9 protein-coding genes are annotated in these 13,431 nt (G+C 32.2%); 8 read left to right on the top strand and 1 reads right to left on the bottom strand.

Features of this window, described 5'->3' with window-relative positions; all coding sequences use genetic code 11:
* The first annotated feature begins 26 nt into the window (after nt 1-26).
* The 5 genes from tkt (at nt 27) to sbcC (ending at nt 7,525) form a co-directional block, all read left to right on the top strand.
* Nucleotides 27-2,015, top strand: coding sequence for a transketolase (tkt, locus tag JVV30_RS01845; protein WP_070855573.1), 1,989 nt, complete (start codon nt 27-29; stop codon nt 2,013-2,015).
* Between the two features lie 325 nt (nt 2,016-2,340).
* Nucleotides 2,341-2,583, top strand: coding sequence for a YneF family protein (locus JVV30_RS01840; protein ID WP_011275855.1), 243 nt, complete (start codon nt 2,341-2,343; stop codon nt 2,581-2,583).
* Nucleotides 2,584-2,743: 160 nt separating this feature from the next.
* Complete coding sequence (locus JVV30_RS01835; protein ID WP_070855574.1) at nt 2,744-3,211, top strand: CcdC family protein; 468 nt, start codon at nt 2,744-2,746, stop codon at nt 3,209-3,211.
* 149 nt (nt 3,212-3,360) lie between these two features.
* Nucleotides 3,361-4,485 (top strand): exonuclease subunit SbcD, encoded by a 1,125-nt coding sequence (sbcD, locus tag JVV30_RS01830; protein WP_070855575.1) that lies wholly within the window; start codon nt 3,361-3,363, stop codon nt 4,483-4,485.
* Between the two features lie 4 nt (nt 4,486-4,489).
* Complete coding sequence (sbcC, locus tag JVV30_RS01825) at nt 4,490-7,525, top strand: exonuclease subunit SbcC (RefSeq protein ID WP_070855576.1); 3,036 nt, start codon at nt 4,490-4,492, stop codon at nt 7,523-7,525.
* Between the two features lie 61 nt (nt 7,526-7,586).
* On the opposite strand, the gene mscL is transcribed toward sbcC, so the two are convergent.
* The gene (gene mscL / locus JVV30_RS01820) at nt 7,587-7,940 is read right to left on the bottom strand and encodes a large conductance mechanosensitive channel protein MscL (protein WP_033080045.1); all 354 of its coding nucleotides are present in this window, start codon (nt 7,938-7,940) and stop codon (nt 7,587-7,589) included.
* A 190-nt stretch (nt 7,941-8,130) separates the two neighbouring features.
* Here mscL and JVV30_RS01815 point away from each other — a divergent pair, with 190 nt between their 5' ends.
* The 3 genes from JVV30_RS01815 to menI all read left to right on the top strand — a co-directional run bounded on the left by JVV30_RS01815 (nt 8,131) and on the right by menI (nt 13,336).
* Nucleotides 8,131-9,768 carry a BCCT family transporter gene (locus JVV30_RS01815; protein WP_053029403.1) on the top strand — a complete coding sequence of 546 codons (1,638 nt, stop codon included), beginning with the start codon at nt 8,131-8,133 and terminating at the stop codon, nt 9,766-9,768.
* 300 nt (nt 9,769-10,068) lie between these two features.
* Nucleotides 10,069-12,774, top strand: coding sequence for an aconitate hydratase AcnA (gene acnA / locus JVV30_RS01810; RefSeq protein WP_053029404.1), 2,706 nt, complete (start codon nt 10,069-10,071; stop codon nt 12,772-12,774).
* Between the two features lie 91 nt (nt 12,775-12,865).
* A complete protein-coding gene (gene menI / locus JVV30_RS01805) occupies nt 12,866-13,336 on the top strand; it encodes a 1,4-dihydroxy-2-naphthoyl-CoA hydrolase MenI (RefSeq protein ID WP_053029405.1) in 471 nt (156 codons plus the stop codon).
* The last annotated feature ends 95 nt before the right edge of the window (nt 13,337-13,431 follow it).

Below are 13,431 nucleotides of genomic sequence, written 5' to 3'. Positions count from 1 at the left end.
ATTTAAATAGAAGGGAAGTATTAGAGATGTTTAACGAGAAAGATCAACTAGCGATAGATACTATTAGAGCTTTAAGTATCGATGCAATAGAAGAAGCTAATTCAGGTCACCCTGGGTTACCAATGGGCGCTGCACCAATGGCTTACACGTTATGGACACGCCATTTAAATTTTAACCCTCAATCTAAAGACTATTTTAATAGAGACCGCTTTGTATTGTCAGCAGGCCATGGTTCTACGCTATTATATAGCTTATTACATGTTTCAGGTAGTCTTGAATTAGAAGAATTAAAGCAATTTAGACAATGGGGCTCTAAAACACCTGGACACCCTGAATTCAGACACACTGATGGGGTTGAAGTTACGACTGGTCCTCTAGGTCAAGGTTTTGCAATGTCAGTAGGTATGGCATTAGCTGAAGATCATTTAGCTGGTAAATTTAATAAAGATGACTTCAATATTGTTGATCACTATACTTACGTACTAGCATCTGATGGTGACTTAATGGAAGGTATTTCTCATGAAGCTGCTTCATTTGCAGGTCACAACCAATTAGATAAATTAATCGTATTATATGATTCAAATGATATCTCATTAGACGGGGAATTAAACAAAGCATTTTCAGAGGATGTAAAAGAGCGTTTTGAAAGTTATGGTTGGAATCACATTTTAGTTAAAGATGGTAATGATCTTGATGCCATTGATCAAGCGATTACGAAAGCTAAATCACAACATGGACCAACGATGATTGAAGTTAAGACAATTATTGGTTATGGTGCGCCTAATGTTAGCGGAACGAATGGAGTTCATGGTGCACCACTAGGTTCAGATGAAAGAAAATTAACATTTGAAGCATATGGTTTAGATCCAGAAAAACGTTTCAACGTTCCAGAAGAAGTATATGAAATTTTCCAAACTACAATGCTAAAACGTGCAAATGAACATGAAGACGCATGGAAAGCATTATTAGAAACGTATTCAAATAAATATCCAGAATTAGCTGATGAATTTAAATTGGCTATTAGCGGTAAATTACCAACAAATTATAGAGATGAATTACCACGCTTTGATAGCGATCATAATGCTGCAACTCGTGCTGATTCAGGAGAAATCATCCAAGCGTTAAGTAAATCTGTTCCTTCATTCTTTGGTGGCTCAGCTGACTTAGCGGGTTCAAATAAATCTAATGTAAAAGAAGCAACTGATTATGATAGAAATACACCTGAAGGTAAAAATATATGGTTTGGCGTGCGTGAATTCGCAATGGGTGCAGCTGTAAATGGTATGGCAGCACACGGTGGTTTACACCCATATGGTGCAACATTCTTTGTATTTAGTGACTACTTAAAACCTGCGTTACGCTTATCAGCTATTATGGGATTAAATTCAACATTTATCTTTACACATGATTCAATTGCAGTAGGTGAAGATGGTCCTACTCATGAACCAATTGAACAATTAGCTGGATTAAGATCTATTCCAAATATGAATGTTATACGTCCCGCTGATGGAAACGAAACAAGAGTAGCATGGGAAGTTGCGCTAGAATCAGAACAAACACCTACTTCATTAGTACTTACACGTCAAAATCTACCATATTTAGACGTTGATGAAGATACAGTTGAACAAGGTGTTCGTAAAGGTGCTTATGTTGTTTTTGAAACAGAAACTAAGCCTGAATACTTGTTACTAGCAACTGGTTCAGAAGTTAGCTTAGCTATTGAAGCAGCTAAAGATTTAGATAAACAAGGTAAAGGTGTACGTGTAGTATCAATGCCAAACTGGTTTGCATTTGAACAACAATCAGATGAATATAAAGCATCTGTAATTCCTAAAGAAATCACTAAACGTGTGGCAATTGAAATGGCATCACCATTAGGATGGCATAAATATGTTGGAACAGAAGGTAAAGTGATTGGTATTGATCAGTTTGGTGCAAGTGCCCCTGGTGATTTAGTTGTCGAAAAATATGGTTTCACTAAAGAAAATGTATTAAATCAAATTCGTACACTTTAATGATAGAAACATTAAAGCTTGGTACAAAAAGATAGTGGAAATATTTAGTTAATGCCTAGAAGTTAACTAATCTAAGATGGCGTTTGAACATGCTTTCTTAGTCATAGGGGCGGGACAATGAATTCAAATTGAATTTTGTCCCGCTTCATTTATTCGTGAAAATATATGATTGATCTTAAATTTTTATGTGTAAGTTTAAAAATAAGACTTACATTTGAGTAAGTATTTGTTATGATAACATTTGGATATAGATTTACTAACTAGCTCTTGAAAATAGAATCGTAATTTAGTAAAATTCAGTAGGATATAGAAAGTGGGTGAAACAATGGCAACGTGGTTAGCAATCTTATTAATCATTGTAGCGCTTATCGGTGGACTAGTTGGTGGTTTCTTTTTAGCACGTAAATACATGATGGATTATCTGAAAAAAAACCCACCTATTAATGAAGAAATGTTACGTATGATGATGATGCAAATGGGTCAAAAACCATCGCAAAAGAAAATCAATCAAATGATGACAATGATGAATAAAAACATGGATCAAAACATGAAAAGTTCAAAAAAATAATCTTCTAACGGATTGTAAGACCTTTAAGGTTTACAATCCTTTATTTTTATAGTAAAACATCTTTAGTGTTATTTAAAAAATTTAAAAAGATTTAAAATATCAAATTACTTTTAATTAAGTAATCTCTAGTAAGAGTTTATGAATATAAGAGGGTGTAACGTTGGCATATTTAGTTTTTTCAATTGTATTTGCATTATTTATGGGAATCGTGGTAATTTTTATCCGCATGAAAGCACAAAACTTTCCTGTTAATGAAAAGAAAATCATTTTACCACCATTTTTTATGGCTACAGGTGCATTGATGTATGTGATTCCGTACTTTAGATTAACTGGGATGGAAATCTTAGAATCAATCATACTCGGCGTTTTATTCTCTACAGTTCTAATATGGACAAGTCATTTTGAGATACATGGTACTGATATTTACATGAAGCGTTCTAAAGCATTTCCAATTATTTTAATATCATTGTTAATTATACGAACTGTAATTAAAATATTTATTAGTAGTCAAATTGATCCAGGTGAAATTGGCGGTATGTTCTTCTTATTAGCCTTTAGCATGATTGTACCTTGGAGATTAGCTATGTTGTATAAATATAAAAAATTGAAAAGTAAAATTGTAAAATAAGCTAGGGTTAGCATAGCGTTTTTGAAAGAATATAAAGATAGGTGGAAGACGACTTCTTAATGATATCGTTCCACCTTTTTTTAGTTTGAACTATGATGTAATTCAGGATATAATAAATACGAACAAATGTTCTTGATGGAGGAGTTAAAATGAAGATTATTCATACTGCTGATTGGCATTTAGGTAAGATTTTAAATGGTAAGCAATTTTTAGAAGATCAACGATACATACTAAACCAGTTTATTGAGAATTTGAAAGACGAGAAACCAGATGTTTTAATCATTTCAGGTGATATTTATGATACGTCTTATCCCAGTAAGGAAACAATTAAACTTTTTGAAGAAACGATTAAAACAATCAATGTAATCATGGAGATTCCGACGATTATAACGAATGGAAATCATGATGGTAGAGAAAGATTAAACTATGGTTCTACTTGGTTTGAGTTTTCACATTTATATATTCGAACGCAACTTCATTCAATGTCTACACCCATAACGATTAATGACATCAACTTTTACACACTCCCATTTGCCACAATTAGTGAAATTAAAGCCTTTTTTGATGACGATGAGATAAAGACATATGAGCAAGCAACCCAAAAATGTATCGAGCATATGTCAACGCAATTAGATCAAAATCAAATCAATATATTAATTGGCCATTTAACCATTAAAGGTGGTAAAACGTCAGAGTCTGAGAGACCTCTTACAATTGGGACAGTTGAGAGTGTAGAAAAGTCTAATTTTAAAATGTTCGATAGAGTGCTCTTAGGACATTTGCATCATCCGTTTAGTATCACCGATAATGTCATTGATTATAGTGGCTCACTATTACAATATTCATTTTCAGAGGTTAATCAAGCTAAAGGTTATAAGAGATTAACAATAAAATCAAAAAACAACATTGAAACTAAGTTTGTTCAATTGAAGCCATTGCGAGAATTAGAAGAAATTGAAGGGGACTATATGGATGTCGTACAAGGAAATGTTCCTGTGAAGAATAAAGACAACTATTTCCATTTTAAATTAAAAAATATGTCACATGTTACCGATCCAATTATCCACCTTAAACAACTATTTCCGAATACATTATCTTTAAGTAATATCACATTTGAAAGTCGAAATGATACCACTTATGCAAATTTTAAAACAACAGATGATCCTACAATCATTAAAAATTTCTATAAAACGATTACAGATGAAGATTTAACAGACTATCAAGAGAAAAAGATACACCAATTATTAAACCAAGTTATTTATAAGGAGGATTAAATCATTGAGACCAACTAAATTAATACTTAATAACTTCGGACCATTTATACATGAAGTGATTGATTTTCAACAAATAAATAATGAACAGTTATTTTTAATTAGCGGTAAAACTGGTTCGGGGAAGACGATGTTGTTTGATGCTATTGTTTATGCATTATTTGGAAAGGCATCAACAGAAGGAAGAAATGAGGGTGAGTTGCGAAGTCATTTCGCTGATGGTAAATCACCAATGAGTGTAGAGTATGAATTTAATATCAATGATAAGAAGTTTAAAATATATAGACAAGCTGGTTTCGTTAAAGATGGAAATTCATCGCCAACAGCGGGGAAACTTGATGTATTTGAATTTGATGAAGATAGTCAGTCATATGAATTGCGCGAGAGTAAAATTAGTTCAGGTAATAGTTATATTAAAGAACTATTAGGTATAAATGCGGAGCAATTTAGACAATTATTTATATTACCACAGGGCGAATTTAAGAAATTTTTAGTTTCAAACAGTTCTGATAAACAGAGTATTTTAAGAACGCTATTTAACAGTATACGTTTTGAAGAGATGCAGAATTTATTAATGAATCAAGTTAAAGATGAGAAAAAGCAAATTGAATCACGTTATGATCAAATTCAGATGCTTTGGGATGATGTTGAAACATTTGAAGATGATACATTAATTCAATTTAAAGATCTAAATAGTATGCAAACTAAAGAAATTGTTAATGCAATACCTCAATTTGAACAAGTAGGTCAACGCTTAGATGAGGAATATGAACATCTAAAATTACAGCATTTCGAATCACTTGAATCTATCAAACGCAAGATAGAGTCAAATCATAATTTAATTGATTCATTAAAAGAACTAGAACGTAATAAAAATGAAAAAATTCAACTTGAAAAAAATAAAGCGTATATTGAAGAATTAAAAAGTGAATTACATAAAATAATGGAAGTTAAACCCTTAAGTCATTTATACGATCAAAAAAACGCTAAAGAACAAAAGCTAAAAGATACGCAACAGAAGTTAAATACTATTTTAAAATATTTGGAAGAGCTTAATGCAAATTTGAAGAAACTCCAAAAAGAACAGAATAATTTAAATGAACAGTCTGAAATGGTTAGTGGTAAAGCAGCATACGTTGAAAAAACAAAACAATTTTATATGAATTTGAATAAATATCAGAAAGCATTTGAAGAAATTAAACAAAATGATGCGCATCTTAAAAGTAATCATCAAACACAAGAAGAAAATAGAGGGTTAATCAATAATTTAAATAAGGAAATAGCTCAAATAGATGTTAGTAGTGAAAATATTGAAAAACTTAACCAAGTTATATTTGAATTAAAAATGTCATATGATAAAAAAATGGCTTTAAAACAGAATAAAGATAAATTTCAATTATTAAATCAAAAATATAACGAAACTGAAATTAAAATTAGTAAGGTTAAAGAACAAATCTCAGATTTGAAAGTTGAATTAGAGAAAATAGATAAAACAAATATTGATTTGAATGATAAGCAAACGTTTATTCAAGAGATTCAAAATGCGCTTCATGTTGGAGACACATGTCCAATATGTGGGAATGAGATTGAATCACTTAATGAGCATATCAACTTTAATGAAATCGCTAGAAATCAAAGTTTAATAAAAAATGTGAATAATGACTTAAATTTTAAAGTGAATGAGTTAACAAAACTTGAAACGACTTCTGAACATATTAGTAAACAAATGAATGAATTAGAGTTTAATGAGGATGAAATTAACGACATTGGTGAAATAGAAGTCCAATTAACAGTAAAAAGTAAAGAAAAAGAAAATCTGCAGCTTCAATTAAAAGAACTTGAGCAATTAAAAAAAGAACTCGAAAAGCAAAAAGACATCTATCATAGTTTACAGATTAAACATGAAAAATTACAATCTTTGAAGCAATATTACGAAACATTAATATTGGATTTTAAAGATAATACCGACTACGAAGACATATCAAATTTTGAACAATGCTACATGCAATATGATCAAATTGTTAGTGAATATGTAACGAAGAAAGAAACTTTAGAGTCAGAATTAAATCAAACAAAGCAACAAATAGAAATTGAATCTAATAATTTAAATAATAATCAGCAAGGTATCGAGGAACTTAAACAAGAGCTAAATGATTATAGCGACAAGATTAATCAAGAAATGGAACGTATAGGATTAAATTCATATGAAGATGTTGCATCTTTACTTGCTAAGTTAAATAGCAAAGAACAAATTGAAATGAAGATTAAGCAATATGAACAAGATCACCAAAAATTCACATTAGAAATTGAGCGTTTATCTAATATTACGAAAGGTCAAGTACCTGAAGCGGTTGATCAGTTAGACGCTACTAAGACTGAGATTGAAAGAAAGTATAATCATTACATGGAAATGAGTGCTACAGTTCAATATAAAGTACAAAGTAATAAAGAAAAATTCAATAGTATAACGAACCACATTAATTATTTAGACAAAGAATTAAAAGAGCAACAAGAAATATTTGAATTATCTGAGGTATTATCAGGCAAAAATAGTAAGAAATTGACATTAGAAAATTATGTACTTATTTACTATTTAGAACGAATCATCCATCAAGCAAATATACGTTTAGAGCGTATGAGTGGAGAAAGATATCAATTAAAACGAAGAGAATCAATATCTCATGGTTATAGTGGTTTAGAAATTGAAGTGTTTGATTTTCATTCAAATAAATCAAGACACATTAGTTCGTTATCTGGTGGTGAAACATTCCAAGCATCACTCGCTTTAGCATTAGGTTTAAGTGAAGTGGTCCAACAGGAATCTGGCGGTATTACATTAGAATCAATGTTTATTGATGAAGGGTTTGGTACGTTAGACCAAGAAACATTAGAAACGGCGCTAGACACTATCGTTAAACTAAAAACGACAGGTAGAATGGTTGGAATTATATCTCATGTGAGTGAACTGAAACAACGCATACCATTAATTCTCGAAGTAACGTCAAATCAATATCAAAGTCAAACCAGATTTAAATGGAATTAAAAAAATACAATATGGCAACTTAATATCAGTACTATCGTTGCCATATTGTATTTAATTATCATTATTTTGCTCTTAATAAATCGCGAATTTCTGTTAATAAAACAGTATTTTCTTCGATTTCTTCTTCAGGCTCTTCTTTTTTCACTAATGTATTTGCTATTTTTACAAATATAAATAGTGCAATTGCCACAATTATAAAATCAATAATCGATTGAATAAATAGGCCATATTTAATTCCCCAGAATTCCCAATCTTTAGCAAAATCAACTGAACCGAAAATTTTACCAATTAATGGCATAATAATGTATGTAACTAAAGATGTAACAATTTTGTTGAACGCTGCACCCATAACTACAGCGATTGCCAAATCCAACACGTTACCTTTAAGTGCAAACTCTTTAAATTCTTTAAACATAAACTCAATACCCCCACATAATAATAAAATATATTATACAACATATAAATATTTTAGTAAATGTTTTATTTAAAAGAAATTTGCTATTGTATAAAGCCTTTGTTATCCTTTAATATAGCGTCTTAAATTACTTCATAGAATATTATCATATGTAGATTAAAATATAGTAAAGGAAAGGAGTAAGTAAATTATGAATTCTTCTTCAGAAGAAACAAAGCATAATAAGAAGTTTTCATCGGTTTTTATCTATAGTGCTATTGTAGTAGCTATTGTGGTATTAATCGGTGCGTTTTTACCGGATCAATTCGGTACAATTACAGGCAATATTAGTAGTTGGATTACTGAAAAGCTTGGTTGGTATTACATGATTTTGACTACAGTAATTGTGTTCTTTTGTATCTTTTTAATCTTTAGTCCAATCGGTAAACTTAAGCTAGGTAAACCAAACGATAAACCAGAATTTAATACTGTATCTTGGTTTGCAATGTTATTTAGTGCCGGCATGGGTATAGGTTTAGTGTTCTACGGCGCAGCTGAACCTATGGCAGATTTTGCTTCACCACCTAATGCGGATCCTAAAACTACTGAAGCATACACGGAAGCATTGCGTTCCACATTCTTCCACTGGGGATTCCATGCTTGGGCAGTATATGGCGTAGTTGCATTAGCATTAGCCTATGCACAATTTAGAAAAGATGAACCAGGATTAATTTCAAGAACATTACGTCCAATTTTAGGTGATAAAGTTGAAGGACCTATCGGAACAGTTATTGACGTTCTTTCAGTTTTCGCAACTGTTGTAGGTGTAGCTGTATCACTTGGTATGGGCGCGCTACAAATTAATGGTGGACTTAATTACTTATTTGGCATTCCAAATAATGTATGGGTTCAATCAATTATTATCGTAGTAGTAACAGTTTTATTTATTGCTAGTGCATGGTCAGGTTTAAGTAAAGGTATTCAATATTTAAGTAACTTAAATATTGGATTAGGTACACTTTTAATGATTATTGCTTTAATAATTGGACCTACTGTACTAATCTTTAATATGTTTACTAGTTCAACTGGTAGCTTACTCAATACATTCTTATTCAACAGTTTTGATACTGCAGCGCTAAATGGCCAAAAACGTGAATGGATGTCTTCTTGGACACTTTACTATTGGGGTTGGTGGTTAAGCTGGAGTCCATTCGTAGGTGTGTTCATCGCACGTGTTTCTAAAGGACGCTCAATTCGTGAATTTATTTCAGGTGTATTACTTGTACCTGCTATCATAAGTTTCTTATGGTTCAGTGTATTTGGTGTATTAGGTATCGAAACAGGTAAAAAACATCCAGAGTTATTTGATATGACACCTGAAACTCAACTATTTGGTGTATTCCACCACGTTCCATTAGGAATGGCATTATCACTTATAGCATTAGTGTTAATTGCTTCATTCTTTATTACATCTGCCGATTCAGCAACATTCGTACTAGGTATGCAAACAACATTTGGTTCACTTGAACCTTCTGGTACTGTTAAAGTAACTTGGGGTGTTGCGCAATCATTAATCGCGTTCATCTTATTATTAGCAGGTGGAGGAAATGGTGCTGACGCATTAAATGCGATTCAAAGTGCGGCAATCATAAGTGCCTTCCCATTCTCCTTTGTAGTAATAATGATGATGATTAGTTTCTATAAGGATGCAAATAAAGAACGTAAATTCTTAGGATTAACACTACAACCAAATAAACATAGACTTGAAGATTATGTTAAATATCAACAACAAGATTATGAATCTGATATTTTAGAAAAGCGTGAATCAAGAAGAAACGCTGAAAAATAATATTAGGTAATCGTAATTTAAGTTTATTGCCTTTAAGCACATAACCAGTGCTTGAAGGCAATTTTTTTATTGAGGCAGTTACAATAATTTGTATATCAATGAAAATCATTCTCAATTAATAATATTTACTTATAGTAGGTTGCTTATATGATAAGAATAACTTATATACACTGATTAAAAATGCGAAAGCTAAATCACGTGAAATATAAGTATATAGAGTTGTTTTGAAAATCATATAATTATACAATTTATTTAAAGGCATATAAATATGAATTTTTAATATTCAAGGGGGATATACAAATGACTTCAAACATTAAGCAACAAGCTAAAAAGACATTTGAAGCGAATGGCCAGTCATATACGTATTATGATTTAAAGAGTTTAGAAGACCAAGGCTTAACGAAAGTAAGTAAATTACCTTATTCAATTCGTGTTTTATTAGAATCTGTCTTAAGACAAGAAGATGAATTTGTCATTACAGATGAACATATTAAAGCTTTGGGTAACTTTGGTAAGGAAGGGAACGAAGGTGAAGTACCTTTTAAACCATCTCGTGTTATTTTACAAGACTTCACAGGTGTTCCTGCAGTAGTAGACTTGGCATCACTACGTAAAGCAATGAACGATGTTGGTGGGGATATTAATAAAATCAACCCAGAAGTACCAGTAGACTTAGTTATTGACCACTCTGTTCAAGTTGATAGCTATGCTAATCCAGATGCATTAGAAAGAAACATGAAATTAGAATTTGAACGTAACTATGAACGTTATCAATTTTTAAATTGGGCAACTAAAGCATTTGATAACTATAATGCTGTTCCCCCTGCGACAGGTATTGTTCACCAAGTAAACCTAGAATATCTTGCAAATGTGGTACACGTTCGTGACGTTGATGGAGAACAAACGGCATTTCCAGACACACTAGTAGGAACTGACTCTCATACAACGATGATTAATGGTATTGGTGTACTTGGTTGGGGTGTTGGTGGTATCGAAGCTGAAGCGGGGATGTTAGGCCAACCATCATATTTCCCAATTCCTGAAGTAATTGGTGTACGTTTAACTAATTCATTACCTCAAGGTTCAACAGCTACTGATTTAGCCTTACGTGTAACACAAGAACTACGTAAAAAAGGTGTAGTAGGCAAATTTGTTGAATTCTTTGGACCAGGTGTAACGGATCTACCTTTAGCAGACCGTGCAACAATTGCCAACATGGCGCCTGAATATGGTGCAACTTGTGGTTTCTTCCCGGTTGACGAAGAATCACTTAAATATATGAGATTAACTGGACGTAAAGAAGAACATGTTGAATTAGTAAAAGCATACTTAGAGCAAAATAATATGTTCTTCACTGTAGATAAAGAGGATCCAGAATACACAGATGTTATCGATTTAGATTTATCAACTGTTGAAGCTTCACTATCAGGTCCAAAGCGTCCACAAGATTTAATTTTCTTAAGTGATATGAAGAAAGAATTTGAAAAATCTGTTACTGCACCAGCTGGTAACCAAGGACACGGATTAGATCAAAGTGAATTTGATAAAAAAGCAGATATTCAATTTACAGATGGATCTACTGCAACAATGAAAACAGGTGATATAGCTATTGCAGCGATAACATCATGTACAAATACATCTAACCCATATGTTATGTTAGGTGCAGGATTAGTTGCTAAAAAAGCTGTTGAAAAAGGCCTAAAAGTACCTGAATTTGTTAAGACGTCATTAGCACCGGGTTCAAAAGTTGTAACTGGTTACTTACGTGATTCAGGTTTACAAGAATACCTTGATGATTTAGGTTTCAACTTAGTTGGTTACGGTTGTACAACATGTATTGGTAACTCTGGACCGTTATTACCAGAAATTGAAAAAGCAGTGGCTGAAGAAGATTTATTAGTAACATCCGTATTATCTGGTAACCGTAACTTTGAAGGTCGTATTCATCCATTAGTTAAAGCAAACTATTTAGCTTCACCTCAATTAGTAGTAGCTTATGCATTAGCTGGTACAGTTGATATTGATTTACAAAATGAACCTATCGGTAAAGGTAAAGATGGTGAAGATGTATACTTAAATGATATTTGGCCTACTATTCAAGAAGTTGCGGATACTGTAGATAGTGTTGTAACACCTGAACTATTCTTAGAAGAATATAAAAATGTATATAACAACAATGAAATGTGGAATGAAATCGATGTAACAGATGCTCCTTTATATGATTTCGATCCAAACTCAACATATATCCAAAATCCATCATTCTTCCAAGGTTTATCTAAAGAACCGGGTACAATTGAACCGCTTAAAGACTTAAGAGTAATGGGTAAATTTGGTGACTCAGTAACGACTGACCACATCTCTCCAGCAGGTGCTATCGGTAAAGATACACCAGCAGGTAAATATTTATTAGATCACGATGTACCTATTAGAAACTTTAATTCATATGGTTCTCGTCGTGGTAACCATGAAGTAATGGTAAGAGGTACATTTGCGAATATTCGTATTAAAAACCAATTAGCGCCAGGTACTGAAGGTGGATTCACAACATATTGGCCAACTGATGAAGTAATGCCAATTTATGATGCTGCTATGAAATATAAAGAAGACGGTACTGGTTTAGCTGTTTTAGCAGGAAATGATTACGGTATGGGTTCTTCTCGTGACTGGGCTGCTAAAGGTACAAACTTATTAGGCGTTAAAACAGTTATCGCTCAAAGTTATGAACGTATTCACCGTTCTAACTTAGTTATGATGGGTGTATTACCTTTACAATTTAAAGATGGTGATTCAGCTGATTCACTTGGTTTAGATGGTAGAGAAGCAATTTCAGTAGACATCGATGAAACTGTTCGTCCTCATGATATTGTTAAAGTTCACGCTAAAAAAGAAAATGGCGACGTTGTTGATTTTGAAGCAATCGTCCGCTTCGATTCTCTAGTTGAATTAGATTACTATCGTCATGGTGGTATTTTACAAATGGTTTTAAGAAACAAATTAGCACAATAAATTAATATGTGAAGCCATGCTGACTTTATGTTGGCATGGTTTTTTTATGTTAATATGAATTGTGAATGATATAGGAAAGAGGTACGAATGAATGATATACAGTATGACTGAAATTGAAGCTAGATATCAAGAAACAGATAAAATGGGTGTGATTTACCATGGGAATTACGCTACATGGTTTGAAGTTGCACGAACAGATTATATTCGTAAGCTGGGCTTTAGTTATGCAGACATGGAGAGAGAGGGTATCATTTCTCCGGTTGTAGACCTTCAAATTAAATATAAAAAATCAATTTTTTATCCTGAAAAAGTAACAATCAAAACATGGGTTGAACAATATTCAAGGCTTAAATCAGTTTATTGTTATGAAGTTTATAATGAAAATGGGGAGCTTGCGACAACGGGATCTACACAATTAATTTGTATGAAATCAAGTAATTTTCGTCCAATAAGGTTAGATCGCTATTTTCCAGAATGGCATAAAACATATAGTCACGTTGATAAATTGAATCAAGAAGAAAAAGATTTTGAAGTGACACAACCAAGCGATCTTGAAATTTAAATAAAATAAAAGACCATTGGAGTCCGGGACAAAAATAATATAATAAAGCTATTTTGCAAATTCGCAGTAGCTGACTGAACTGAGAAGGCGCTTAA

The sequence above is a fragment of the Staphylococcus sp. GDY8P47P genome (genome assembly GCF_016892225.1).
GTDB classification, from domain to species: domain Bacteria; phylum Bacillota; class Bacilli; order Staphylococcales; family Staphylococcaceae; genus Staphylococcus; species Staphylococcus borealis.
Note: the sequence above shows the minus strand (reverse complement) of the source record. Positions and strands in the feature narration are given on the sequence as shown.

What these genes read in the sequence shown, in the direction of transcription:
- JVV30_RS01815 (WP_053029403.1), top strand. Translation starts at nt 8,131, where the DNA reads ATGAATTCTTCTTCAGAAGAAACAAAGCATAATAAGAAGTTTTCATCG.
- tkt (WP_070855573.1), top strand. Translation starts at nt 27, where the DNA reads ATGTTTAACGAGAAAGATCAACTAGCGATAGATACTATTAGAGCTTTA.
- menI (WP_053029405.1), top strand. Translation starts at nt 12,866, where the DNA reads ATGATATACAGTATGACTGAAATTGAAGCTAGATATCAAGAAACAGAT.
- mscL (WP_033080045.1), bottom strand. Translation starts at nt 7,940, where the DNA reads ATGTTTAAAGAATTTAAAGAGTTTGCACTTAAAGGTAACGTGTTGGAT.
- acnA (WP_053029404.1), top strand. Translation starts at nt 10,069, where the DNA reads ATGACTTCAAACATTAAGCAACAAGCTAAAAAGACATTTGAAGCGAAT.
- JVV30_RS01840 (WP_011275855.1), top strand. Translation starts at nt 2,341, where the DNA reads ATGGCAACGTGGTTAGCAATCTTATTAATCATTGTAGCGCTTATCGGT.
- sbcD (WP_070855575.1), top strand. Translation starts at nt 3,361, where the DNA reads ATGAAGATTATTCATACTGCTGATTGGCATTTAGGTAAGATTTTAAAT.